Source organism: Mesorhizobium sp. W050, from assembly GCF_054719535.1.
Genome location: NZ_JBTTIH010000001.1, coordinates 3895193 through 3919593, shown reverse-complemented (window position 1 = coordinate 3919593; position 24401 = coordinate 3895193). Strand labels below are relative to the sequence as shown.

At 63.8% G+C, this 24401-nt stretch carries 17 protein-coding genes; 5 read left to right on the top strand and 12 right to left on the bottom strand.

The features are described 5' to 3' along the window. Nucleotides 1-189 precede the first annotated feature (189 nt). From ACYG9Y_RS19165 to ACYG9Y_RS19145, 5 genes are all read left to right on the top strand, one after another. Complete coding sequence (locus tag ACYG9Y_RS19165) at nt 190-1830, top strand: acyl-CoA synthetase (RefSeq protein ID WP_023738426.1); 1641 nt, start codon at nt 190-192, stop codon at nt 1828-1830. 153 nt (nt 1831-1983) lie between these two features. Next, nucleotides 1984-2589, top strand: a complete 606-nt coding sequence (locus ACYG9Y_RS19160) for a TetR family transcriptional regulator (protein ID WP_023668564.1) — start codon at nt 1984-1986, stop codon at nt 2587-2589. A 58-nt stretch (nt 2590-2647) separates the two neighbouring features. Beyond that, entirely contained in the window at nt 2648-3787 is a 1140-nt protein-coding gene (locus tag ACYG9Y_RS19155; protein ID WP_023738427.1) for an efflux RND transporter periplasmic adaptor subunit, read from the top strand. A gap of 247 nt (nt 3788-4034) precedes the next feature. Beyond that, entirely contained in the window at nt 4035-7172 is a 3138-nt protein-coding gene (locus ACYG9Y_RS19150; RefSeq protein ID WP_023738428.1) for an efflux RND transporter permease subunit, read from the top strand. A gap of 275 nt (nt 7173-7447) precedes the next feature. Next, entirely contained in the window at nt 7448-8803 is a 1356-nt protein-coding gene (locus ACYG9Y_RS19145) for an LLM class flavin-dependent oxidoreductase (RefSeq protein WP_023738429.1), read from the top strand. A gap of 61 nt (nt 8804-8864) precedes the next feature. On the opposite strand, the gene ACYG9Y_RS19140 is transcribed toward ACYG9Y_RS19145, so the two are convergent. The 12 genes from ACYG9Y_RS19140 to ACYG9Y_RS19085 all read right to left on the bottom strand — a co-directional run bounded on the left by ACYG9Y_RS19140 (nt 8865) and on the right by ACYG9Y_RS19085 (nt 24360). Beyond that, entirely contained in the window at nt 8865-10574 is a 1710-nt protein-coding gene (locus ACYG9Y_RS19140; RefSeq protein ID WP_023668560.1) for an APC family permease, read from the bottom strand. Nucleotides 10575-10880: 306 nt separating this feature from the next. Beyond that, a complete protein-coding gene (locus ACYG9Y_RS19135; RefSeq protein WP_023738430.1) occupies nt 10881-13250 on the bottom strand; it encodes a DUF1989 domain-containing protein in 2370 nt (789 codons plus the stop codon). Between the two features lie 352 nt (nt 13251-13602). After that, on the bottom strand, nt 13603-14235 hold the full coding sequence (locus ACYG9Y_RS19130) for a sarcosine oxidase subunit gamma (protein ID WP_084014287.1): 633 nt from the start codon (nt 14233-14235) through the stop codon (nt 13603-13605). Continuing rightward, complete coding sequence (locus tag ACYG9Y_RS19125) at nt 14213-17206, bottom strand: sarcosine oxidase subunit alpha (protein ID WP_031253312.1); 2994 nt, start codon at nt 17204-17206, stop codon at nt 14213-14215. Before ACYG9Y_RS19125 ends, ACYG9Y_RS19130 begins: the two co-directional genes overlap by 23 nt. A gap of 181 nt (nt 17207-17387) precedes the next feature. Further along, nucleotides 17388-17663 carry a sarcosine oxidase subunit delta gene (locus tag ACYG9Y_RS19120; protein WP_023732171.1) on the bottom strand — a complete coding sequence of 92 codons (276 nt, stop codon included), beginning with the start codon at nt 17661-17663 and terminating at the stop codon, nt 17388-17390. 10 nt (nt 17664-17673) lie between these two features. Continuing rightward, entirely contained in the window at nt 17674-18927 is a 1254-nt protein-coding gene (locus ACYG9Y_RS19115; protein WP_023738432.1) for a sarcosine oxidase subunit beta family protein, read from the bottom strand. A gap of 36 nt (nt 18928-18963) precedes the next feature. Then, complete coding sequence (gene glnT / locus ACYG9Y_RS19110) at nt 18964-20271, bottom strand: type III glutamate--ammonia ligase (RefSeq protein ID WP_023696631.1); 1308 nt, start codon at nt 20269-20271, stop codon at nt 18964-18966. Between the two features lie 30 nt (nt 20272-20301). Then, nucleotides 20302-21630, bottom strand: a complete 1329-nt coding sequence (locus ACYG9Y_RS19105; protein ID WP_023668552.1) for an FMN-binding glutamate synthase family protein — start codon at nt 21628-21630, stop codon at nt 20302-20304. Nucleotides 21631-21636: 6 nt separating this feature from the next. Next, nucleotides 21637-22365: a GltB/FmdC/FwdC-like GXGXG domain-containing protein gene (locus ACYG9Y_RS19100; protein WP_023738433.1), complete on the bottom strand. Its 729-nt coding sequence runs from the start codon at nt 22363-22365 to the stop codon at nt 21637-21639. Between the two features lie 4 nt (nt 22366-22369). Continuing rightward, nucleotides 22370-23266 (bottom strand): class II glutamine amidotransferase, encoded by an 897-nt coding sequence (locus tag ACYG9Y_RS19095; protein ID WP_023668550.1) that lies wholly within the window; start codon nt 23264-23266, stop codon nt 22370-22372. Between the two features lie 84 nt (nt 23267-23350). Continuing rightward, complete coding sequence (locus tag ACYG9Y_RS19090; protein WP_023738434.1) at nt 23351-23674, bottom strand: hypothetical protein; 324 nt, start codon at nt 23672-23674, stop codon at nt 23351-23353. Then, entirely contained in the window at nt 23671-24360 is a 690-nt protein-coding gene (locus ACYG9Y_RS19085; protein ID WP_023738435.1) for a hypothetical protein, read from the bottom strand. The genes ACYG9Y_RS19090 and ACYG9Y_RS19085 overlap by 4 nt, the downstream gene beginning before the upstream one ends. Nucleotides 24361-24401: the final 41 nt, after the last annotated feature.

Sequence of the window (24401 nt, the reverse complement as noted above, 5' to 3'; positions counted from 1 at the left end):
CGTCTCCTCGGCTGACATTATTCACGGCTCTCGACAAAAGTCAAACTTGCGTGGGTACATGATACCTCTTTGCCCACTCGAATCTGGACGATCATTGCGCCAAATGTGCCCGGTCGGGAATCGCCGATGGTGACGTGGCGGGAACCTGTGGTTAGAAGTTCTCAGCAAATGAAACTCGGGGAGCACGGGATGGGCAGTCCCTACGATCAGGATCTCGGCAAGAACGCCGCCAACCACCAGCCGCTGACGCCGCTCACATATCTGGAGCGGGCGGCAAGCACCTATCCCGACCATGTTGCCATCATTCATGGTAGCCAGCTCATCACCTATCGTACCTTCTGGCGGCGCTCGCTGAAGCTCGCCTCGGCGCTGTCGAAGCGCGGCATCGGCAAGGGCGATACCGTCACGGTGATGCTGTCGAACACGCCGCCGATGCTGGAGGCGCATTTCGGCGTGCCGATGACCAAAGCGGTGCTGCATTCGCTCAACACAAGGCTCGATGCCGCCGTCATTGCGTTCCAGTTCGACCATGCCGAGACCAAGGTCCTCGTCGTCGACCGCGAATTTTCCGCTGTCGTCAAACAGGCACTGGCACTGGCCAAGGTGAAGCCGCTGGTCATCGACTATGACGATCCCGACTATGCCGCCGATGCACCCTATCCCAAGGGCGAGCGCATCGGCGCGATCGACTATGAGGCGTTCGTCACCGGCGGTGACCAGGGCTACGCCTGGTCGATGCCCGACGACGAATGGGACGCCATCTCGCTCAACTACACCTCCGGCACGACAGGCAATCCGAAGGGCGTCGTCTACCACCATCGCGGCGCTGCCCTGATGGCTTACACCAACACCATCCATGCCGGCATGGCCAAGCACGCCGTCTATCTGTGGACGCTGCCGATGTTCCACTGCAATGGCTGGTGTTTTCCGTGGACGATGGCGGTCCAGGCCGGCACCCATGTCTGCCTGCGCTGGGTGCGGCCGAAGCCGATCTACGATGCCATCGCCGACCACGGCGTGACGCATCTGTGCGGTGCGCCGGTCGTCATGTCGGTGCTGATCAACGCCAGGGACGAGGACAAGCGGACGTTCCCCCAGACGGTGACCTTCAATACGGCGGCAGCACCTCCGCCGGAAGCGGTGCTGTCGGGCATGGCCGATGCCGGCTTTGCCGTCACCCATCTCTACGGGCTGACCGAGACCTATGGCCCGGCGGTCGTCAACGAATGGCACAGTGCGTGGGACGATCTCGACAAGGGCGAACGCAGCGCCAAAAAGGCCAGGCAGGGCGTGCGCTATGCCGCACTCGAAGGCCTGACCGTGATGGACCCGGGGACGATGCAGAAGACGCCGGCCGACGGCGAGACGATCGGTGAGGTCATGTTTCGCGGCAACATCGTCATGAAGGGCTATCTGAAGAACAGGAAGGCGACCGAAGAGGCCTTTGCCGGCGGCTGGTTCCACTCCGGCGACCTCGGTGTCATGCATCCCGACGGCTACATCCAGCTCAAGGACCGCTCCAAGGACATCATCATCTCCGGCGGCGAGAACATTTCATCGATCGAGGTCGAGGAAGCCCTCTACAAACACCCGTCCGTGGCGTCCTGCGGCGTCGTCGCCAAGGCAGACGACAAATGGGGCGAGGTGCCGGTCGCCTATGTCGAGCTGAAGCCCGGCAAGGCGGCAAGCGAGGCCGAGATCATCGAACACTGCCGCGCGCTGCTCGCCCGCTTCAAGGTGCCGAAGGCGGTGATTTTTGCCGAGATCCCGAAGACATCGACGGGGAAGATCCAGAAGTTTCAGCTGCGGGAAATGGCGAAGGGATCTTAGTTCCAGAGCGCAACGGCACGCGCAAGGTCGAGTTCGCGCACACCCTCTGTCACCAAATTATACGCGTACGTCGAATTCGCATTGACACTTCCCTCTTTTCGATTTACGACTGACGAAAGTTGAAATTCGTCACTCATAAATCGACAGAGAGCCATGTCCGAAGCCGCCAGCATAATGGCCGACTCCACCCGCCAGGAGAATGTCACCCGCATTCTCGACTGTGCCGAACGCCTGTTCCGGCACTATGGTTACGGCAAGACCAATGTCGCCGACATCGCCCGCGAACTCGGCATGTCGCCGGCCAATATCTACCGTTTCTTCGCCTCCAAGGTCGAAATCCACCAGGCCGTCTGCGGCCGCATGCTCCTCGCCAGCTACAACATGGCCTACGAGATTTCCCGGTTGCCGATCAGCGCCGAGGAGCGGCTGCGCCGCTACGTGCATGCGCAGTACAAGATGACGCTGGAAGTCATGCTCGACGACCAGAAGGTCCACGAAATGGTCATCGTCGCGCTCGAGCGCGACTGGGGCGTCATCGACAAGCATATCGACAGCATTCACGACCTGTTTGCCGAGGTCATCCGCGAGGGCATCGAGGCCGGCGAGTTTGCCGACCAGGATCCGGTCATCGCATCGCGCTGCTTCGGCGCCGCCACCGTCATTCTGTGCCACCCGCAAATGGTGGCGCAGTGCCTTGCCAAGACCAATCGGGCGATGCCCGACGATCTCATCGATTACGCGATCAAGGCTCTGAAGTAATAGCCGCCGCCCGCCGGGCGCCGGTGTCGACCGTTCATCTCCAGTCGGGAGTACGAAAGTGTCTTTGTCCAGTTCCATCATCCGCAAGCTGCCGGTCGCCGGCCTGATCGTCGCCACGCTCGGGCTCGCCGCCTGCAGCCAGGAGAAGACCGAGGTCCAGGACATCATCCGTCCGGTCAAGGTGGTCGAGATCGGCCAGGCCGAAAAGAGTCGCGAACTCACCTATTCCGGCTCGGTGCGAGCCCGTACCGAAATGAACCTCGGCTTTCGCATCTCGGGCAAGGTCACTGAGCGTCTGGTCGACATCGGCCAGCATGTGACGACAGGCGATGTGCTAGCCCGTATCGATCCCACGGACTATGAGTTGTCGGTCAAGAGCGCCAAGGCCAGCCTCGACGCCGCCGAGCGGCAGGTCGAGACGGTCGATCTGTCCCGCAAGCGCGCCGAACAGCTTTTTGCCAAGAACTTCACCTCCAAGTCGCAGCTCGAACAGGCGACGCTGAGCTACAACCAGGCGGTAGCGACGCGCGATGCCGCCCGCTCTACCCTTGCCCAGGCGCAGAACCAGGTCGTCTACACCGATCTCAAGGCGAGCGAGAACGGCATCGTCACGGCGGTCTCGGCCGATGTCGGCCAGGTGGTCGGCGCCGGAACGCCTGTGATGACCGTCGCCGTCGACGGCGAAAAGGAAGTGCTGATCGCGGTTCCCGAAATGGACATCGCCGCCTTCAAGCCGGGAAAGGACGTCAAGGCCAGCTTCTGGTCCGATGACGCGCTGGCGCTCTCCGGCAAAGTGCGTGAAGTCGCCGGCAGCGCCGACCAGCAGTCGCGCACCTTTGCCGTCCGCGTCTCGCTGCCCGACGACCCGCGCGTGCTGCTCGGCATGACCGCCAACATCGAGGCCTCGGTGGCCAAGAAGCAGGAGATGGTGTCGATCCCGCTCAGCGCGCTTGCGGAAAAGGATGGTCGCAAGATTGTCTGGACCGTCGACCGCGCCGGCGAGACGGTGCACGAGCGCCTGGTCAAGGTTGCGGAGTTCACCGCCGAGGGCGTCAGCGTCGCCGACGGGCTCAAGCCGGGGGATGTCGTCGTTGCCGCCGGCACCCAGTTCATGACCGAGAATCTCAAGGTCAAGCTGACCGGCGATGCGGTCCAGGCCGCCTCTGCGGAAGGCGATGCCGCAAAGGCCCTGCGCTGACCGCAGGCATGAAGCCGGCTTGATCGTCGCTTCGGCGAAAAGGCTGGGCAAGCGAATTCAGGGTTTCCGGGCGGCGAGCGCCCGATGGTCGAGACGCCAAGATCGAGTTCCCCCGCATCGATCCGCGCGTCCCACCGCGATGAGTGTCTCTCTGCTCGGAAAGCCTCGCCGCCCGGAAGCCAGCATCGGAATATCCTAGCTGCATGCAAAGCCATGCGCGCACGATCAACGAATTGGACTGACGCCGATGACCACCACCGACAGCACTGAAAAGCAGCCTTTCAATCTTTCGCGCTGGGCCATCGGCCATCCCTCGATCGCGCGCTTCCTGTTCGGTCTGATCATCATTGCCGGCGCGCTCGGCCTGATGCGCATGGGCCAGAAGGAAGACCCCGATTTCACTTTCCGCGTCATGGTCGTCCAGGCGATCTGGCCGGGCTCCTCGATCCAGGAGATGGAAGACCAGGTCGTCAACAAGATCGAGCGCAAGCTGCAGGAAACGCCGCACCTCGACTTCGTCCGTTCCTACACCCGCGCCGGCAGCGCCATCATCACCGTCCAGATCAAGGGCGACACCAATGCAGAGGAGGTGAAGGACGCCTTCTACCAGGTGCGCAAGAAGGTTGGCGACATCTCCGGCGACCTGCCGCAAGGCCTGCTCGGGCCCTATTTCAACGACGAGTTCGGCGACACCTTCATCACCCTGCACTCGATCGGCGGCGACGGCTACAGCTATCCGGAGCTGAAGAAATTCGCCACCCAGGCTCGCGACATGCTGCTGACGACGCCGGGCGTCGAGAAGGCCGTCATCATCGGCGACCAGCCGGAGAAGCTTTATATCGACGTCTCGTCCAAGGCCCTGGCCGAACGCGGCCTGACGCTGACCGACCTGCAGAACGCCATCAAGGGCCAGAACAATGTCGATCCGGCGGGCTCCGTCGACACCGGCCTGCGCTCGGTGCGCATCTCGGTCGAGGGCGATGTCACCAGGGCTGCCGACATCAGGGAATTGCGCCTGCGCGCCGGTGGTCAGGTGACACGTCTTGGCGATATTGCCACCGTGAGTTCCGGTCTCGAAGATCCCTATCAGCGCAAGTACCGCTTCAACGGCCACGAAAGCGTCCAGGTCGGCGTCGTCATGGCCAAGGGTTTTAACGTCAGGGACGTCGGCACGGATGTCGAGGCGACCTACAAGCGCTTTGAGGAAGCGCTGCCCTACGGCGTTGCGGTCGACCAGATTTCCAACCAGCCCGAGGTTGTCAAGGACGCCGTCAACGAGTTCATGGAGGCGCTCGGCGAGGCGCTGCTGATCGTGCTTGCTGTCTCGCTGCTGTCGATCGGCTGGCGTTCCGGCCTGGTCATCGCCATTGCCATTCCGCTGGTGCTGGCCGCCACCTTCGCCATCATGTACGAGCTCGGCATCGATCTGCAGCGCATTTCGCTCGGCGCCCTGATCATCGCGCTCGGGCTGTTGGTCGACGACGCCATGATCGTCGTCGAGATGATGGAGCGCAAGCTGGAGGAGGGGCTGGTCAAGATCGAGGCGGCGAGCTTCGCCTATTCCTCGACCGCCTTCCCGATGCTGAGCGGCACGCTGATCACCATCGCCGGCTTCATCCCGGTCGGCTTCGCCGCCTCGACCGCCGGCGAATATGTGCGCACGCTGTTCTATGTCGTCGGCATCGCGCTCGTCGTGTCGTGGTTCGTCGCCGTCTATTTCACGCCGTGGCTGGGCTACATGATCCTCAAGCAGCGCAAGCATGCCGGCAACCATCATGACGCCTTCGACACCGGCTTCTACCGGCGGCTGCGCGCCACGGTCGGCTGGGCGGTGCGCCACCGCATCATCGTTCTGGTGATGACGCTGGTCACCTTCGCCACCAGCCTGTGGGCGTTCCAGTTCATCCCACAAAACTTCTTCCCGCAATCCTCGCGGCCGGAAATCCTCGTCGATCTCTGGTTGCCTGAGGGAACCTCGATCAAGGAAGTCGAGACGCAGGCCAAGGCGCTGGAAGCCCGGATGATGGACGACAAGGACAAGCGCTTCATCGCCACCTATATCGGCGAAGGCGCGCCGCGCTTCTTCCTGCCGCTCGACCAGCAATTGCGCAATCCGAACTATGCGCAGCTTCTGGTGATGGCCAATGACGAGCCGGCGCGTGAGCGGCTGATCCTCAAGCTGCGCTCAGTCCTGGCGCAGGATTTCCCTTCGATCCGCTCCAAGGTCGACCGTCTGTTCCTCGGCCCGCCGACCGGCTGGCCGGTGCAGATGCGCATCATGGGTCCGGACCGCCAGGAGGTGCGCCGCATCGCTGACCAGGTGAAGGCGAAATTCGCCGAAAATCCGCTGCTCGGCGCCGTCCATGACGACTGGCTGGAGCCGGTACCGGCGATGAAGCTGGTCATCGACCAGGACCGCGCCCGTGCGCTTGGCGTCACCTCGCAGCGCATCCGCCAGATGCTGCAGGCAGCGATGTCCGGCGCGCCGCTCGATGACTTCCGTGATGGCGAGGAGACGGTTTCCATCGTCGCCCGCGAACCGGACGCCAGCCGCAGCCTGCTGTCCTCGGTCGACTCGGTCTATATCCCGACCGATTTCGGCGGCTTCGTGCCGCTGTCGCAGGTGGCCAAGGTGGTGCCGGTGCTCGAGCAAGGCGTCGAATGGCGGCGCGACCGCCTGCCGACCATCTCGGTGCGCGCCACGCTGCCGGATGGCGTGCAGTCGAACGACGTCGTCACCAAGCTCTACAATGACATGCAGGGCATGCGCGCCGGCCTGGCGCCCGGCTACAAGATCGAGATCCAGGGCGGTGCGGAAGATTCCGCCGAAAGCCAGGCCTCGATTGCCGCCAAGGCGCCGATCATGCTGGCCGTCATCGTCGTGCTCCTGATGATCCAGCTGCAGCATTTCGGCAAGGCGATGCTCGTGCTGGCCACCGGTCCGCTCGGCATCATCGGTGCGGCGGCGGCTCTGTTGATCAGCGGCGCGCCGTTCGGCTTCGTCGCCATCCTCGGTGTCATCGCGCTGCTCGGAATCATCATGCGCAACTCAATCATCCTGGTCGACCAGATCGATCAGGACATCGCCAGGGGAATGGACCGATCGGAGGCCATCATCGGCTCGGCGGTGCGCCGTTTCCGGCCGATCGTGCTGACGGCGATGACGGCGGTGCTGGCGCTGATCCCGATCTCGCGTGCGGTGTTCTGGGGACCGCTCGCCTACGCCATGATGGGCGGCATCCTCGTCGCCACCGTACTCACCATCCTGGTGCTGCCGGCAGGCTACGCGCTGTTCTTCGGCCGCGAGCCGAAGCAAGGCAAGAAGCCAGCTGATGAGGCGGTGCAGGACAATGACAGGCCGCCACTTGCCCTGGCCGCCGAGTAAGCGCTGCCGGCGCACAGGATGCACCTTGGAAAAGGCTGGAACGCCGTACGCTTGACGTGCGGCGTTCTGGCTTTCTCGTTGCCGGTGGCACCGAGCACCTCGGCAAGTATCTCAACACCAGGCGGGTTCATCAAAATAGGTTGAACGGCCACCTGTATGAAAATGCTTCGCGGCGCCGGTTTTGCAAAACAGAATTCCTTTCCAGGACGGCAAAGCCGTCCGATCCTGCTTACATATCGGAGCGGCAACGCTCATTCGCATCAGGTGATCATCCCATGGTAGACAATAAGCAATTGCGGCTCGGCGCCTTCATGCGTCCGGTCAGTCTTCACACCGGGGCCTGGCGCTATCCCGGCTCATATCCCGATGCCAACTTCAACTTCGCCCATCTGAAGCGCTTCGCGCAGACGCTTGAGGCGGCGAAGTTCGACGCCTTCTTCATGGCCGACCATCTGGCCGTTCTCAACATGCCGATCGAGGCGCTACGGCGCAGCCACACGGTGACCTCGTTCGAGCCGTTCACGCTGCTGTCGGCGCTCGCCGCCGTCACTGATCATATCGGCCTTATCGCCACCGCATCGACGACCTTCGACGCGCCCTATCACATTGCCCGTCGCTTCGCCTCGCTCGACCATATCAGCGGCGGCCGCGCCGGCTGGAACATCGTCACCACATCCAATCCCGACGCCGCGCTGAACTTCGGCCTCGACGAGCATGTCGAGCACGACGAGCGCTATCACAATGCGCGGGAATTCTACGATGTGGTGACCGGCCTCTGGGACAGCTTTGCCGACGACGCCTTCATCCGCGACGCCGAGAGCGGGCTCTATTTCGATCCCGCGAAGCTGCATGTGCTCGACCATAAGGGTGAGCATCTCTCGGTGCGCGGCCCGCTCAACATTGCGCGGCCGGTGCAGGGCTGGCCGGTCATCGTCCAGGCCGGCGCATCTGAGGCCGGGCGGCAGCTGGCAGCCGAAACGGCGGAGGTGATCTTCGCCGCCCATTCCGATCTGGCGGCTGGGCAGCGCTTCTTTGCCGATGTCAAAAGCCGGGCCGAGAAGCTCGGCCGTTCGCGCGACGACATCAAGATCCTGCCCGGCGCCTTCGTCATCGTCGGCGACAGTGTCGAGGAAGCACAGGCCAAACGCGCCAAGCTCGACAGCCTGGTCTATTACGAGAGCGGCATTGCCTCGCTGTCGATCGCGCTGGGGCACGACGCATCCGGCTTCGATCCCGACGCGCCCCTGCCCGAAATCCCCGAGACCAATGCCTCGAAGAGCGGCCGTGAGCGCGTCATCGAGCTGGCGCGCCGGGAGACTTTGACCGTCCGCCAGCTGGCGCAGCGGCTCGGCGGCTATTCCGGCCTTGCTTTCGTCGGCACGCCGAAAACCATCGCCGATTCGATGGAGGAATGGCTGTTTGCCGAAGGGTCAGACGGCTTCAACGTCATGTTCCCCTATCTGCCAGCCGGGCTCGACGACTTCGCCGAGAAGGTGGTGCCCGAGCTGCAGCGGCGAAAGCTCTTCCGGCGCGAGTATGAGGGCACCACCTTGCGCGAGAATCTCGGCCTGAAGCGTCCGCCGAACCGGTTCTTCAAAGGCTCCGAAGCGGTCATCCGCAAGGCCGGCTGACGTCTGCCACAAAAAGAAACGGGCGCGCCGAAGCGCGCCCATTCTTTTCAAGCCATCACTATCAGATGACGAAGTACCAGTTGGCGAGCAGCATCACGACCAGGCCGGCGACCAGCGTCAGGTAGGGCAGCATGCCTGCCTTTTTGACCGAGAGGTCTGCGCCCGCCATGCCGAGGTCGGCCAGCATGTGGTCGGGGAACTTGCCCTTGTCCTGGACGTAGTGCCGGTAGCAGAACACCGGGATGATCAAGGCGGCTGTGATCAGGCCGGCCCAGAGCGCCATCGGGTTCCACACCTTGGCGCCGGCGCCCATGAAGATGGCGTTTACATAGGCGAAGATGGCGCCGAGGCCGAGCAGCCAGCTCGGCGCCTTCCAAGGCCGGTTGATGTGGCCGTTGTCGATGCGGTGGATCCAGCCGGCATTGAGGTTGAGGAAGTTGAAGATGATGTAGCCGCAGTTCGACACGGCGAGGATGAAGAAGAAGCTCGTCGCGTCGGCCGAGGCGATGGCCAGCACGATCAGGTTGAAGACGAGATCGGTCCACATGGCGCGCGTCGGCGCGCCATGCTCGTTGACGTGGCTGAGATAGCGCGGCAGCCAGCCATCGACCGAGCCCTGGTAGAGCGTGCGCGACGAGCCGGCCATTGCCGTCATGATGCACAGCACCAGCGCCAGGATCATCAGCATCACCAAGAGGCTGTGGATCAATGCGCCACCCCCGACCATGCCGGCCAGTGCATCGGCAACACCGGAGCCGTCGACGATCGGCGTCGCCAGCATGCCGTTGAGGCCCAGCACGCCCTGGAAGGTGAAGGGCACCAGGATGAACAGAAGCATGCAGAGCAGGCCGGAATAGAAGATCGCCTTGAACGTGTCGGTGCCGGGGTTTTTGAACTCCGATGTGTAGCAGACGGCAGTCTCGAAACCATAGGTCGACCACGCCGCGATGAACATGCCGCCCAGCACCAGCGTCCAGCCAGCAATGTTCCACGAGCCGGGCTCCGGCGCGTAAGCCGCCGCCAGCGGCACCAGCGGCGAAAAGTTCGCCCAGTTGATCTGGCCGGTGACGATCGGCACGACACCGACGATCAGCATCGGGATGATGACCAGCAGGCCGATATACTTCTGCACATTGGCGGTGCCGAGAATGCCGCGATGCTGGATCGAGAAGATGATCAGCATCAGCACCGCGCCGATGAAGAAAGTGGCATTGAGGGTGAAGGAGACAGGACCCAGCGTGTGGCTGAACAGCGTCCAGTTGCGGATCGCCGGCGTGGCCGCCGCGGTCACCGCGGCGATGGCGTCGGCAGGCACCGTTCCGGCATGCGCCGCGATATAGGCGACGACGTCCGGCGACGCCTCGGTGAACAGCGGCACCGGCGCCAGCGCGTTGAGAATATAGGCGGCGGCGATCGAGCAGCCCAGCGACAGCACCGGCGACCAGGCGAACCAGTTGCACCACACCGACAGCGGCGCGATGAACTTGGAATAACGCAGCCAGGCGGTGGCGCCGTAGATCGAGGCGCCGCCCGACTTGTTCGGGAACAGGCCGGCGATCTCGGCATAGGTGAAGGATTGCAGGAAGCCCATGATCATGGAAGCGATCCAGATCCCAAAGGCCAGCGTTCCGGTCGTGCCGGCAATGCCGCCGATCGAAAACAGGACAAGGGCAGGAACGCCGCTCGCCACCCAGAAGGCGCCGCGCCAGTCGATGTTGCGGAGCAGCTTGCCTTCAGCAGGCTGCTCCAGGGCAGTGGTAATCGTGCTCATCTGTCTGAATTCCCCATTTTGTGTTCCCGGCCGGTGATGCCTCGGCTTCGCGAAGCTTGTTCCCCGGTACATGACCGCACGACTCCAGTGTTTCCACTCAGTCGTATTTTTTTCTTAACAGTGAAGATTGATCCGGCGCGCTTTCACGTCAAGTGATTTGTGGCGCCGTGCACATCACGGTTGCGAAACGCTCGCTTTGTCCTTCTCCCCTTGTGGGGTGAGAAGCGGTCCGCGGTAGCGGACGGAAAGCCAATTGCTTTCGAGCTTCGAACGCCCTGAGCCTGCGAAGGGCCGGGGGTGCAACCCTCAGGATCGCGGCCTGGTCTTTTGCGGATCGTAGTGAGCGAAGGCCACCACCCGCGCCGGCAGCCGCTTGGCATGACCGTCGAGCTTGCCGATCTCCACCTCTGTGCCGATTGCCGCGTGGGTGACGTCAAGCCTCGCCAGAGCGATGTTTTTGTTCAGCACCGGCGAGCGCATGCCCGAGGTGACGACACCGATCTGGGCGCGGCCGATATGGACGCAATCCCCATGGCCGACCGCGACATTGCTGTCGATGTCGAGGCCGACGAGCTTGTGCTGCGGATGTTCCTTGCGCCTTATCAGCGCCTCGCGGCCTATGAAATCGTCGGTCTTGGTCTTCAACGGCACGGTGAAACCAATGCCCGCCTCGAACGGGTCGGTCTGGTCGGAGAATTCGTAACCGGCGAAGATCAGCCCGGCTTCGATGCGCACCATGTCGAGTGCCTGCAGGCCCATCGGCTTCAGCCCGTGCGGCTGGCCGGCCTCCCAGATGGCATCGAACACTTTTTCGGCGTCGCGTGGGTGGCACCAGATTTCGTAGCCGAGCTCGCCGGTATAACCGGTGCGCGACACCACGACCGGAATGCCATTGCCGCCGCCGATGCGCGCGACAGCGAAGCGGAACCATTCGAGTTCGTCGATCGACGGTTGCAGCGGCGAGGTCCAGACCACCTCTCGCAAAATGTCACGGCTCTTCGGCCCTTGGACAGCGACATTGTGCATCTGGTCGGTGGACGAGCGCACCAGCACTTTGAGGCCGAGTTTTCTGGCGGTGTCGCGCAGCCATTCGCCGGACAGGTCATCGCCGCCGACCCAGCGGAAATTGTCCTTGCCGAGCCGCAGCAGCGTCCCGTCGTCGATCATTCCGCCATGCTCGTAGCACATGGCGGAATAGACGACCTGGCCGACGCCGAGCTTCTTGACGTCGCGGGTCAACGTGTATTGCAGCAGCGCTTCGGAATCGGGACCGGTGACCTCGAACTTGCGCAGCGGCGACAGGTCCATGATCACCGCGTCCTGCCGGCAGGCCCAGTACTCGGCGATCGGCCCCTCTTTGGCGAAAGAATTGGCCAGCCAATAACCCCGGTATTCCACGAAGTTGCGGGTGTGCTTGGCGAAGCTGGAATGGAAGGCGGTCTCGCGGGTCATTTTCGGTTCCGAATCGGGCGTCATGCGTCTGGCGATCGCTCGCGAGAATTTGTGCTGGCCGGAATAGGTTCGCACATGGATGTCGGTCGGGTTCCAGCCATTGGCCGGTGTCGTGTCGTCGGGACAGGCGGAGGAGACGCAGACAACGTCGGTGAGCGCCCTGAGCAGCACATAGTCACCCGCCCGCGACCACGGCTCGTCCGACACCATCACGCCATGGGCGTCGATCGCCGTGTTGAAGAAGAAGTTGATCGCCATCCAGCCGGCACGGGGCGTCACACCCTTGTCGGCCAGCGCGCGATTGAAATTCTCCGAGCAGTTGGTGTGGCCGGGATAGCCGATGTCGTCGTAATATTTGGCCGCACACGCGAGCGCGAAGGCGTCATGCCGGCCGCACGTGTCCTGGATAACCTCGACCAGCGGCTCCATGTCCTGGTCGTAATATTTCGAGTGAAGGCCGGGCATCGGGTAGCTCGACCCCATCAGCGTGCGCGTGGTCGTAACGTCGAGCGGATGGTCCAGCCCCTTGTCCAGCTTGCGCGCCGAGAAGCACTGGAAATCGGTGCACTGGCGGCCGTCGACATCGATGATCTGCAGGTAGTCGCCGGCCTTGACGAAATAGGATTCGGCTGTCGCCGAATGGACGCGCAGATCGAGCACCGGATCGGCAAGCGGATCGGCCAGCTGCGACTTTGTCTTCAGGCGCACGGTGGCGCGGCGCACCATGACGGTGAGCGGCGTTGCCGTATCATGGCTGTCGACGAGCATCGGCCCGCCGGGTGCGGCAATCAGCATCGCGCCGTCGCGCGTGACCGTGAATGCCTGCTCGGTGCCGGCAGGCGTTGCGCCGCCGAACACACGCACCGCCTTGGGCTCGTCGAGCTGCACCTGGCGGCGCTCAAGGCCACGACGGACGGAAGCCAGGCTGTCATCGCCCTCGGCCAGAAGCGCCTTGATCCCGGCGGCATTGCTGTTGGACTTTTCGCCGAGGATGGAAGGATCGGTGGCGCCGGTCCTGCCCCAGGCCAGCAACTCGCAAGCCTGCCCGCCCTCGACATTGCGCACGGTGAACGTATCGCCGGCCTCGACCTCGATCAGCACCGCGCCATTGCCCTGGATCGTATACCGCTCCATGCCCGGCGGCAGCGCGATCTGTCCGGGCCTCACGACGAGGCTCGGCCGCGGCGGCCCGGCTGTCACTGAAGGGTAGGGCGACTGGCTCATCTCAGCCTTGCGGTTAGAGAAACATGTTTGCCTGTGTGTAAAATTATTTTAGCAGCAAGAATAGCAGCGCGGTTGGGTTTGGCAAGGTGGAGGTGGCGTTCTCGACGCGGTCGCTGCAGGTTAGACCCTTCCAATCAAACCCATCTTCCGAACGCCAGCGCCGCCCCTCATCTGGCTGCCCATCTTCTCCTCGTAAACGGGGCGAAGGATGCTGTCGTCGCCGGTTTCGCCAATCGCCAGCGTTGCAGGACGAGCGCCGAGGCTGCGACCAGCTTCTTTCTCCCCGTCACTATACGGGGAGAAATGCCCGGCAGGGCAATGAGGGGCGGCGCCAACATCTGAAACTATCGAGCTAAACCTCCTCGGAATGCCCGATAGCCACACCATACTCCGCAGCCGAATCCAACATCGTGTGCCACAGACTTTCGGCAAACGTCGCAAACACCAGGAGGTTGAACACCGCCTGCCCATCCGCCTTGTCACCACCACGCCAGAGCGTGACGCTGGTGTGATCCATCGAGGTCGCGGCAGCAGCGCCAACCGGAAACGCATCGGGATGCAAATCAATCGACGACAGTTTCGCCAGCATGGCGCGCGCCTTGAGGCCGCAGATGCTGATCAGCACGCGTGCATGCGATTGGTCGGATAGCGAAGCGGAAGATGCAAAGGTCTGAGCGAGCACCTCAGTCCTGCCACCCTTCGACAGGACAAAAAACTGATCCGGTCCCGACCAGATCAGCGTCGCATCAGCGGTGCCAATTGCCTTCGGCGTTTCCGGAGCCGCGACGCCGAAACGAGCGTTCGCGGCCTCGGCCAAATCACCCGCCTTGCCGCGCCGTGCCATCACCTGGACGAGGTCGAAATTGCGGATCTCGGTCAGCGACACACCGGCATCGCCTTGCGGGCCGCAAGCGCCAGGAGCGAGCGCGCGCTCGAGCGGGCTGCGAACATCCCAGAAAAAGTCAGCCACGCTGGCGCCCTCCATCGGGATCGTAGAAGACGGGATTGCAGAGTTCGACATCGTAGTCTTCACCGCGCAGCGGATCATGCGCGTGGACGATCTCGCCGATGCGTTCGCGGCCGCGCTCGACAAGGCCGAGACCGATCCACTGGTCGAGCGTCGGCGAGAAGCAGACCGAGGTGACGTAGCCCTGGTCGTTATCAGGCCCGGGCGTCTGGCCCTTCGGGATGATGTGCGCGCCGGAGCGCAGGCGGCGCGCCTTGTCGACCGGCTTGATGCCGACCACGACCTGCCGGTCCGGCGCCACCAGCGCCTCGCGGCCGGCCATGACGCGACCGATGAAATCCTTCTTGGTCGACATCATCTTGCCGAGACCGAGATCGGCGGCGGTCGTCGTGCCGCTCAGTTCCGGTCCGGCGACATGGCCCTTTTCAACGCGCATGACGCCGAGGGCTTCTGTGCCATACGGCGTCACGCCGAACGGTTTTCCCGCCAGCATCAAATTGCGTGCCATCGCTTCACCGTAACGCGCCGGCACCGAAATCTCGAACGCCATCTCGCCGGAGAAGGAGATGCGGAACAGCCGCGCCTTGATGCCGCCGCGCAAAGCGACTTCGCGCACGCCCATGAATGGAAAACCTTCGTTCGAAAGGTCCTCGGCAGGGTCGACGATTTCCTTCAACAGGTCTCGCGTCCTTGGCCCGGCAATCGAGAATTGCGCCCACTGGTCGGAGACCGAGGTCAGTTGCACGTCGAGTTCGGGGAATAGCACCTGCCGGCAGAATTCGAGATGCTGCATCACCAGCCCGGCCTTCGCCGTGGTCGTGGTGAGGAAATAATGGTCATCGGCCAGCCGCGAGGTCGTGCCGTCATCATAGACGAGGCCGTCCTCGCGCAGCATCAGCCCGTAGCGGGCTTTTCCCACGGCAAGGTTTGAGAAGGTGTTGATGTAGACGCGGTCGAGGAAGGCGCCGGCATCGGGGCCGTGCACATCGATCTTGCCCAGCGTCGAGACATCGCAGAAGCCGACGCCGCCGCGCACCGCCTTGACCTCGCGGGTGACCGATTCCAGCCAGTCTTTCTCGCCGGCGCGCGGATACCATTGCGCGCGCTTCCACAGGCCGGTGTCGACAAAGATCGCGCCCTGTTCGGCCGCCCAGTGATGCGACGGCGTCAGCCGCGTCGCATGGAAATTTTCGTCGCGATGGTGGCCGGCAAAGGCGCCGATGGCGACCGGCACGTAGGGCGGGCGATAGATGGTCGTGCCCGTCTCGGGAATGGATTTGCCCGACACCGCCGCCATGATGGCGAGGCCGGCGACATTGGACGTCTTGCCCTGGTCGGTCGCCATGCCGAGCGTGGTGTAGCGCTTCAGATGCTCGACCGATTCAAAACCCTCGCGCTGCGCCAGCTCGATGTCGGACGCGGTGACGTCATGCTGCTGGTCTACAAAGGCCTTGCCTTTGCCGGCGACGTGCCAGAGCGGGGTCAGTGAGAAGGACTCGTCGCCGGCAACAGCTGCAGAGCCCGGATTGCCATTGCGTCCCGCGTCCCGCGCCGCTGCGGCGCCGGCCTCGAAACCTGCGCGCAGGCAGGCGCCTAGCCCGAAGTCGCCGTTAGCCGCACCTGCGGCGACCATACCGGGCGGCGCGCCGTCCGGCACGAAGGCGGCGATGTCGTCTCGCCATTTCGGCCGGCCGCGATGGTAAGAGGTGAGCCCGACCGCCGGATTCCAGCCGCCGGAAACGGCAAGCCCGTCGGCCTCGACCTCGGCGCGCGCGCCGCCGGTCAGCGACACCGCTATTTTTCTTACGCCGTCCTTGCCGCCGTCGACGCCGCTGACCGAACCATGCAGCACGGTGAAGCCGTTCCTGGAAGCGAGAGAACGATGGGCAGGCGAGACGTCAGGCCGCGCGTCGATCACCGCCGCGATCTGCAGCCCGGCGCCGAGTGCCGTCTCGACCGTGCGCCAGCCATCCTCATTGTTGGTGAACAGCGCGATCCGCTTTGCCGGCGTCGCCGCATAACGTGTGACGTAGGTGCGGATGGCGGACGCCATCATCACGCCGGGCGTGTCATTGCCGGCAAAGACGATGGGACGCTCAATCGCGCCGGCGGCGACGACGCAGCGCTTGGCCACGATGCGCCACAGGCGCTGGCGCACCTGATGCTCGGGCGGCACCGGCAGATGATCGTTGACCCGCTCGATCGCGCCATAGGTACCGCCGTCATAGACGCCGAACAGGGTCGTGCGGGTCATGATGCGGACATCCGGCATCGAGCTGAGCTCGGCCAGTGTGCGCGACAGCCACTCCGCGGCCGGCAGACCGTCGATCGTGCCGCCATCCGACAACAGACGGCCGCCGGGCGCAAAATCTTCTTCGCACAGGATGACGCGCGCACCGCTGCGGCCTGCAGCGAGTGCGGCGGCGAGACCGGCCGGACCGGAGCCGGCGATCACCACATCGCAATGCGCCCAGGCCTTGTCGTAGTGATCCGGATCGGGGGTGACCGCCGCGCGACCCAGACCCGCGGCGCGTCGGATCGCCGGCTCGTAGACCATTTCCCAGAATTTTGCCGGCCACATGAAGGTTTTGTAGTAGAAGCCGGCGACGAAGATCGGTGCGAACAGCTGGTTCACCGACATCACATCGTGGCGCAGCGACGGCCAGCGGTTCTGGCTGGCCGCTTCGAGGCCTTCATAGAGTTCGGCCGTCGTGGCCTTGGTGTTGGCCTCGCGCCGTGCGCCGGTGCGCAGTTCGACCAGCGCGTTGGGTTCTTCCGAGCCCGCAGTCAGAATGCCGCGCGGACGATGGTATTTGAACGAGCGGCCGACCAGCTTGACGCCATTGGCGACCAGCGCCGACGCCAGCGTGTCGCCCTGGAAGCCGGAAAATGTCGTGCCGTCGAAGCGGAAGGTGAGGGGGGTGGAACGGTCGATGAGACCGCCGGATGAGAGACGATGAGAGGTCACGATGTCCAGCCTCTGATCCATATGGTGTCATGGCGAAGGATGGCGCCGCCCCTTACCCTCCCCCTTGTGGGGAGGGTCGCTGCGCAGCAGCGGGGTGGGGGTGCGGCACCGACCCCCACCCGGACCTGCGGTCCGACCTCCCCACAAGGGGGAGGTAGGGGGCTGGCGCTTTTCGCGACGGCTACGATTTCGACAGGATAGCTCATTTCGCCACCTGCCTCGCCCCGGCGCCCGCCGCCGGCTCCACCGCCGAGATCTCGTGCGTCAGCGTGTTGCGGGTGACCTTCAGCCAGGCCCGGCAGCCACCGCCGTGATACCAGTTCTCTGCCATCACGCCGGCGATGTTGTCGCGCAGATAGACATAGTCGTAGACGGCATCTTCGCCGGCATCCGCCGCCGGCCGTACAGGCTTGGCGTCGCCGAGATAGCTGAACTCGCCGAGTTCGCGTTCGCCGCAGAAGGGACAGACAATACGCATCTCGCCAGCCTCAGTGCAGGTTCGGTTGGGCGCCCTGGCCCTTTTCGTCGATCATGGCGCCAGTCCGGAAGCGGTCGAGGCGGAAACGAGCCGCCTCCTTGTGCGTTTCGTCACGCGCCAGCAGATGGGCAAAGACCAAGCCCGACCCCGGCGTCGCCTTGAAGCCGCCATAGCACCAGCCGGCATTGAGATAGAGTCCGTCGACCGGCGTCTTGTCGATGATCGGCGAGCCGTCCATCGACATGTCCATGATGCCGCCCCATTGGCGCAACAGCCGCACGCGACCGATCATCGGGATCAGCGCCATGCCGCCCTCGCAGACATCCTCCATGACAGGCAGATTGCCGCGCTGGGCATAGGAATTGTAGCCGTCGATGTCGCCGCCGAAGACCAGCCCGCCCTTGTCCGACTGGCTGACATAGAAATGGCCGGCGCCGAAGGTCATGACGCCGGGAATGAGCGGCTTGATCGCCTCCGAGACGAAGGCTTGCAGCACATGGCTTTCGATCGGGAGGCGCAGGCCAGCCATTGCGGCGACGCGCGAGGAGGAACCCGCAACCGCCATGCCGACCTTGCCGGCGCCGATCTTGCCGCGCGAGGTCTCGACACCGGCCACCTTGCCGTTGCCATCCCGGACAAAGCCGGTGACCTCGCAGTTCTGGATAATGTCGACGCCGAGTTCGCTCGCCGCATGGGCATAGCCCCAGACCACCGCGTCGTGGCGCGCCGTACCGCCGCGGCGCTGCAGGAGGCCGCCCTGCACGGGAAAGCGCGCATGGTCGAAATTCAGGAACGGCAGCATCTTCTTCAGCGCCGCCTGGTCGAGCAGTTCGGTATCTATGCCATTGATGCGCATGGTGTTGCCGCGCCGCGCATAAGCGTCGCGCTGCGCATCGGAATGATAGAGGTTGAGGACGCCGCGCTGGCTGACCATGGCGTTATAGTTGAGGTCCTGCTCCATCCGCTCCCAAAGCTTCATCGAAAGCTCGTAGAAGCCGGTATTGCCGGGCAGGCCGTAATTGGAACGGATGATGGTGGTGTTGCGGCCGGCATTGCCGGAGCCGATCCAGCCCTTTTCCAGCACGGCGACGTTTCTGATGCCGAACTCGCAGGCGAGGAACCAGGCGGTGGCGAGCCCATGGCCGCCGCCGCCGATGATCACCACATCGTAGTGGTCCTTGGGCGGCGCATCGCGCCAGGTGCGCTGCCAATTCTTGTGGCCGGAAAGGGCAGCACGGGCGAGCGAGAAGATCGAATATTTCATCAGGTCATTCCGAGGTCGCTCGCACAGCTGGGACGATTATATGTCCAGCGTGTGGTCGCGCTCCCATTGCGTGAAGTGCGAAGCATAGGAATTCCATTCCTGGTGCTTCAGCTTTAGATAAGCCGACGAGAATTCCTCACCCAGCGCCGCCTTGAGCGATTTGTCCTTGTCGTATTCGCGAAGCGCGTCGAGCAGATTGAGCGGCAGCTTCGGCGCGCCTTTCACCGTGTGGCCGTTCTGGTACATGTCGATGTCGTAGCGCTTGCCGGGATCGGCCTTGGAGCGGATGCCGTCGAGACCGGCGGCAATGATGACGGCCTGCAGCAGATAAGGGTTTGCGGCGCCGTCCGGCAACCGCAGCTCGAAGCGGCCGGGGCCGGGCACGCGCACCATGTGGGTGCGGTTGTTTCCGGTCCAGGTCACCGTGTTCGGAGCCCAGGTGGCGCCCGAAATGGTGCGCGGCGCGTTGATGCGTTTGTAGGAGTTCACCGTCGGGTTGGTGATGGCGGCCAGCGCCGAGGCATGTTTCATGATGCCGCCAAGGAAATTCTTGCCCTTAGCCGACAGGCCGAGCTCCATCGCATTGTCGGCAAAGACGTTGACCTTGCCGGCCTTGTCCCACACCGAAATATGGGCGTGGCAGCCATTGCCGGTCAGGCCCTGGAAGGGCTTAGGCATGAAGGTCGCGCGCAGGCCGTGCTTTTCCGCCACCGACTTGACCATGAACTTGAAGAACGAGTGCTTGTCGGCGGTCGCCAGCACATCGTCGAAGGCCCAGTTCATCTCGAACTGGCCGTTGGCGTCCTCATGGTCGTTCTGGTAGGGGCTCCAGCCCAGCGCCAGCATATGATCGCAGATCTCGGCGATGACATCGTAACGGCGCATCACCGCTTGCTGGTCGTAGCAGGGTTTTGAAGCCGTGTCGTATTTGTCGGAGATGACGCTGCCGTCCGGCGAGATCAGGAAGAACTCAGCCTCGACGCCGGTCTTGACATGCATACCGTCAGTGGCGGCTTCCGCAATCAGCCGGCGCAGCGTGTTGCGTGGCGCCTGCTCGACTTCCTTGTCGTCCATGATGCAGTTGGCGGCGACCCAGGCGACATCGCGCTTCCACGGCAGCTGGATCACCGAATCCGGATCCGGCACCGCCAGCATATCAGGATGCGCCGGCGTCAGGTCGAGCCAAGTGGCGAAACCGGCGAAGCCGGCGCCGTCCTTCTGCATGTCGGCGATCGCCTGCGCCGGCACCAGCTTGGCGCGCTGGCCGCCGAACAGGTCGGTGTAGGAAATCATGAAATATTTGACGCCGTTCTCTTTGGCGAATGCGGCGAGATCGTTCCCCATTATAGTTCCTCGCTTATTTTGATGTGTTTTTTAGAAGCCGTTTTTCCCCGGTATCCAGTTGGTGCCGGCCAGCGGCACGCCGGCCATGGCGGCGGCTTCGATGGTGAGGGCTACGAGATCCTCGGGCTCGAGATTGTGCAGGCTGTTCTTGCCGCAGGCACGCGCAATGGTCTGCGCCTCCAGTGTCATCACCTTGAGGTAGTTCGCCAGACGCCGTCCCGCGGCGACCGGATCAACCCGCTTCATCAGTTCGGGGTCCTGCGTGGTGATGCCCGCGGGGTCGCGGCCCTCGTGCCAGTCGTCATAGGCCCCGGCGGTGGTGCCGAGCGCATTGTACTCCGCTTCCCAGCGCGGATCATTGTCGCCGAGTGCGACCAGCGCTGCCGTGCCGATCGACACCGCGTCCACGCCGAGCGCCAGCGCCTTGGCGACGTCGGCGCCATTGCGGATGCCGCCCGACACGATCAGCTGCACCTTGCGGTGCATGCCGAGATCCTGCAGCGCCTGCACCGCCGGCCTGATGCAGGCAAGCGTCGGCTGGCCGACATTTTCGATGAATACTTCCTGGGTGGCCGCCGTGCCGCCCTGCATGCCGTCGACGACGACGACATCGGCGCCGGCCTTCACCGCAAGTGCTGTGTCATAATAGGGGCGGGCGCCGCCGACCTTGACGTAGATCGGCTTTTCCCAGTCGGTGATCTCGCGCAGCTCGAGGATCTTGATCTCGAGATCGTCCGGCCCGGTCCAGTCGGGATGGCGCGAGGCCGAACGCTGGTCGATGCCCTTCGGCAGCGTGCGCATTTCGGCAACGCGATCGGAGATTTTCTGGCCAAGCAGCATGCCGCCACCGCCCGGCTTGGCGCCCTGGCCAACGACCACTTCGATGGCGTCGGCGCGGCGCAAATCCCTGGGGTTCATGCCGTAGCGCGACGGAAGGTACTGGTAGACCAGTTGCTTGGAATGGCCGCGCTCTTCCTCGGTCATGCCGCCGTCGCCGGTGGTGGTCGACGTGCCTGAGAGTGTGGCGCCACGGCCGAGCGCTTCCTTGGCCGGGCCGGACAGCGACCCGAAGCTCATGCCGGCAACGGTGATCGGGATTTTCAGCTCGATCGGCTTCTTGGCATAGCGCGAGCCCAGCACCACCGACGTGTCGCACCGCTCGCGATAGCCTTCCAGCGGATAGCGCGAGATCGAGGCGCCGAGGAACAGCAGATCGTCGAAATGCGGCAGCTTGCGCTTGGCCCCGGCGCCCCTGATGTCATAGATGCCGGTCGCCGCGGCGCGGCGGATTTCGGAAAGCGTGTAGTCGTCGAAGGTCGCGGATTTGCGCGGCGTCGTCGGCGGGTTCTTGTAGGTCATGCTGCCTCAATACGCGTCGGCGTTGTCGATATTGAAATTGTAGAGCGTGCGCGCCGAGCCGTAGCGCTTGAATTCCGACGGCTTGACGCCGGTGACGCCGGCGCGGTCGAGCAGTCCCTGCAGCAGTTCGATATGCTCGGGCCGCATCTCCTTGGCGATGCAGTCGGCGCCCAGGCTTTGGACCTTGCCGCGCACGAACAGCCGCGCTTCGTAGATGGAATCGCCAAGTGCGTCGCCGGCATCGCCCAGCACCACCAGATTGCCGGACTGCGCCATGAAGGCCGACATGTGGCCGATATTGCCGTGCACGACGATGTCGATGCCCTTCATCGAGATGCCGCAGCGCGACGAGGCGTTGCCCTCGATGACGAGCAGCCCGCCCTTGCCGGTGGCGCCGGCATACTGGCTGGCGTCGCCCTTGATGACGATCGAGCCCGACATCATGTTTTCGCCGACGCCAGGTCCGGCCGAGCCGTGCACTGTGATCGCAGCGCCGTCATTCATCCCGGCGCAGTAGTAGCCGACGCTGCCGCGCACATCGATGCTGACCGGCTGGTCGACGCCGACGGCAACCGAATGGCTGCCCTTCGGGTGCAGCACTTCCCACGCCGTTTCGTTGGAGCCGGGCGTCAGATTGTGAAGCGCCTGGTTGAGCTCTCGCAGCGACGACACATCGAGATCGAAGACCCGGGACGCCTGGTCTTGCGCCGCCTTCGAAAGTTTGGTTGCCGGCATGGGCTCAATGCTCCCAGAAATAGACGGTTGCGGGTTCCGGTTCCCAGACCCTCGCATTGTCTATGCCGGGCAGTTTGGTCAGCGCGCGATATTCCGAGCCGAAGGCGACATACTGGTCGGTCTCGGCCATGACGGCGGGCTTGCAGGCGATCGGATCGCGCACCACGCCGAAACCGTTCTTGGTGCCGACGACGAAGGTGAAGAAGCCGTCGAGGTCGGACAGCGTACCTTCCAGCGCCTCGCCGAGGTTCTTGCCATGCGCCATCTGCGACGAGAGATAGGCGGCGGCGACCTCGGTGTCGTTCTCGGTCTCGAATTTCATGCCCTCCCGCACCAGCTCACGTCGCACATTATTGTGGTTGGACAGCGAGCCATTGTGTACCAGGCACTGGTCGGCGCCGGTCGAGAACGGATGCGCGCCCATCGTGGTGACGGCCGATTCCGTCGCCATGCGGGTATGGCCGATGCCATGGGTGCCGGTCATCGAGCGGACGTCGAAACGGTCGACGACCGCTTCCGGCAGACCGACTTCCTTGTATATTTCCACCGCTTCGCCGGCGCCCATGATGCGCACGTCGGGGCGGATTGACTGCAGCGCTTCGCGCGCGGCATCGACCTTGTCGGGCGCGGTCCGGAGCACCGCATGCGTCGACTTCACTGCTATGCTCACCGGCGCGCCGATGGCCTTCGCGAGTTCGGCGTCGAGGCCGCGGAAATCGCGCTCGGGCTTCGCGGACTGGATGGTGATCTTGGCTTCATTCCTGGAAGGCGCGCCATAGATGGCAATGCCGGCGCTGTCGGGGCCGCGATCGCTGAGCGATATCAGCATCTGCGACAGCATCGAGCCGAGCTGCGGCTCAAGCGACTTGTCTTTCAGAAAAAGTCCGACGATTCCACACATGTCAGCCTCCCGGCGTTACCACTAGACGATGATGTATCGAATGCGTCGTGCGAATTCAATCATATGAAAAAAATATTCCTGTAGTTACGTATCCGGCTCGATGCGGCCTTGTGAACTATCGCCGCCGTCGCGGGCGCTGTGAATCCATGTGGCGGTGCGGATGCGGGCTATTCTGTAGGCATCGAGGATCGACAGCGCATAGATCAGGAAGCCGCCGGCGTGGCGGCCGACGAAGCTGGCATCGGCCGGCGCGATCTTGGCCGTCACCCAGGCGAGGATCACTATGAAGAACAGGAATTGCAGGCCGCGCACAGGCACGCCCAGAATGACGTGGCCGCTGGCCGGCAAGACGATGGCCGCGCCGAGCACGAGATACGGGTTTGTTGGAGCGGGAGAGGGAGCGCTCATGCCACCTGCCTTTCCTGTCGGTTGATGGCACCGCGCAGCGCCGATGCTGAGGTCAGCAGTCTCTCGACCAGCGTTGGATCCAGCCTGGCGCCGCCGAATGCGGCCTGCCGGAACACGCCGTAGCGCGCCCGCTCGGCCTCGGTCAGCAGCCAGACGATGCGCACGCCATTCGGTGTGATCAGAAGTTCCTTGGCGCGGCCTTCGGCAAAGATGTCGAGATGGCGGGCGATGAGGTTCTGCGGAAAGCGCGCCGCCCTGAGGTTGGTTCGCAGCACCGCTTCGGCCGGGAAGCCGGGTGCCTTCGGCAGTGTGTGCTGGAGGTGGTCGAAATTGGAGAAGGTCGTCGGCGAGCCCGGCCGCATCATCATGTCGAAGGTCGCCGGCACCGCAACCGGCTCTGTGATCGTGACACTCAACCATCGCGCCGGCAGCTTTCGCGTCGCCAGCGTGTCGACGATGGTGCGCAGCTGCACGCGCTGTCCGTTCCACGAACCCGCCCAGGTGACAACGCCGGCTGTGTTATCGGAGACATCAACGGCATCTGTGATGACGGTCCGGATGCTGGCTGCCTCGGCTGCAAGATCAGCCTTGGCCTTTTTGCGGCTGGCGCGCGCATGCCAGGCGAGGTGCAGGACGAGAGCCACGGCGACCGCCCCGGCCAGCAATGCTGTCGTCACGTCAGACACCTCGTCACGCCATGCCCGCCCAGACCGGCAGGCCCTCTCCT

Coding starts and splice junctions, on each gene's coding strand:
- ACYG9Y_RS19090 (WP_023738434.1), bottom strand. CDS start 23,674: ATGAGCGCTCCCTCTCCCGCTCCAACAAACCCGTATCTCGTGCTCGGC.
- ACYG9Y_RS19145 (WP_023738429.1), top strand. CDS start 7,448: ATGGTAGACAATAAGCAATTGCGGCTCGGCGCCTTCATGCGTCCGGTC.
- ACYG9Y_RS19160 (WP_023668564.1), top strand. CDS start 1,984: ATGTCCGAAGCCGCCAGCATAATGGCCGACTCCACCCGCCAGGAGAAT.
- ACYG9Y_RS19150 (WP_023738428.1), top strand. CDS start 4,035: ATGACCACCACCGACAGCACTGAAAAGCAGCCTTTCAATCTTTCGCGC.
- ACYG9Y_RS19115 (WP_023738432.1), bottom strand. CDS start 18,927: ATGAAATATTCGATCTTCTCGCTCGCCCGTGCTGCCCTTTCCGGCCAC.
- ACYG9Y_RS19105 (WP_023668552.1), bottom strand. CDS start 21,630: ATGACCTACAAGAACCCGCCGACGACGCCGCGCAAATCCGCGACCTTC.
- glnT (WP_023696631.1), bottom strand. CDS start 20,271: ATGGGGAACGATCTCGCCGCATTCGCCAAAGAGAACGGCGTCAAATAT.
- ACYG9Y_RS19135 (WP_023738430.1), bottom strand. CDS start 13,250: ATGAGCCAGTCGCCCTACCCTTCAGTGACAGCCGGGCCGCCGCGGCCG.
- ACYG9Y_RS19130 (WP_084014287.1), bottom strand. CDS start 14,235: ATGGAGGGCGCCAGCGTGGCTGACTTTTTCTGGGATGTTCGCAGCCCG.
- ACYG9Y_RS19165 (WP_023738426.1), top strand. CDS start 190: ATGGGCAGTCCCTACGATCAGGATCTCGGCAAGAACGCCGCCAACCAC.
- ACYG9Y_RS19100 (WP_023738433.1), bottom strand. CDS start 22,365: ATGCCGGCAACCAAACTTTCGAAGGCGGCGCAAGACCAGGCGTCCCGG.
- ACYG9Y_RS19095 (WP_023668550.1), bottom strand. CDS start 23,266: ATGTGTGGAATCGTCGGACTTTTTCTGAAAGACAAGTCGCTTGAGCCG.
- ACYG9Y_RS19140 (WP_023668560.1), bottom strand. CDS start 10,574: ATGAGCACGATTACCACTGCCCTGGAGCAGCCTGCTGAAGGCAAGCTG.
- ACYG9Y_RS19125 (WP_031253312.1), bottom strand. CDS start 17,206: ATGGATCAGAGGCTGGACATCGTGACCTCTCATCGTCTCTCATCCGGC.
- ACYG9Y_RS19120 (WP_023732171.1), bottom strand. CDS start 17,663: ATGCGTATTGTCTGTCCCTTCTGCGGCGAACGCGAACTCGGCGAGTTC.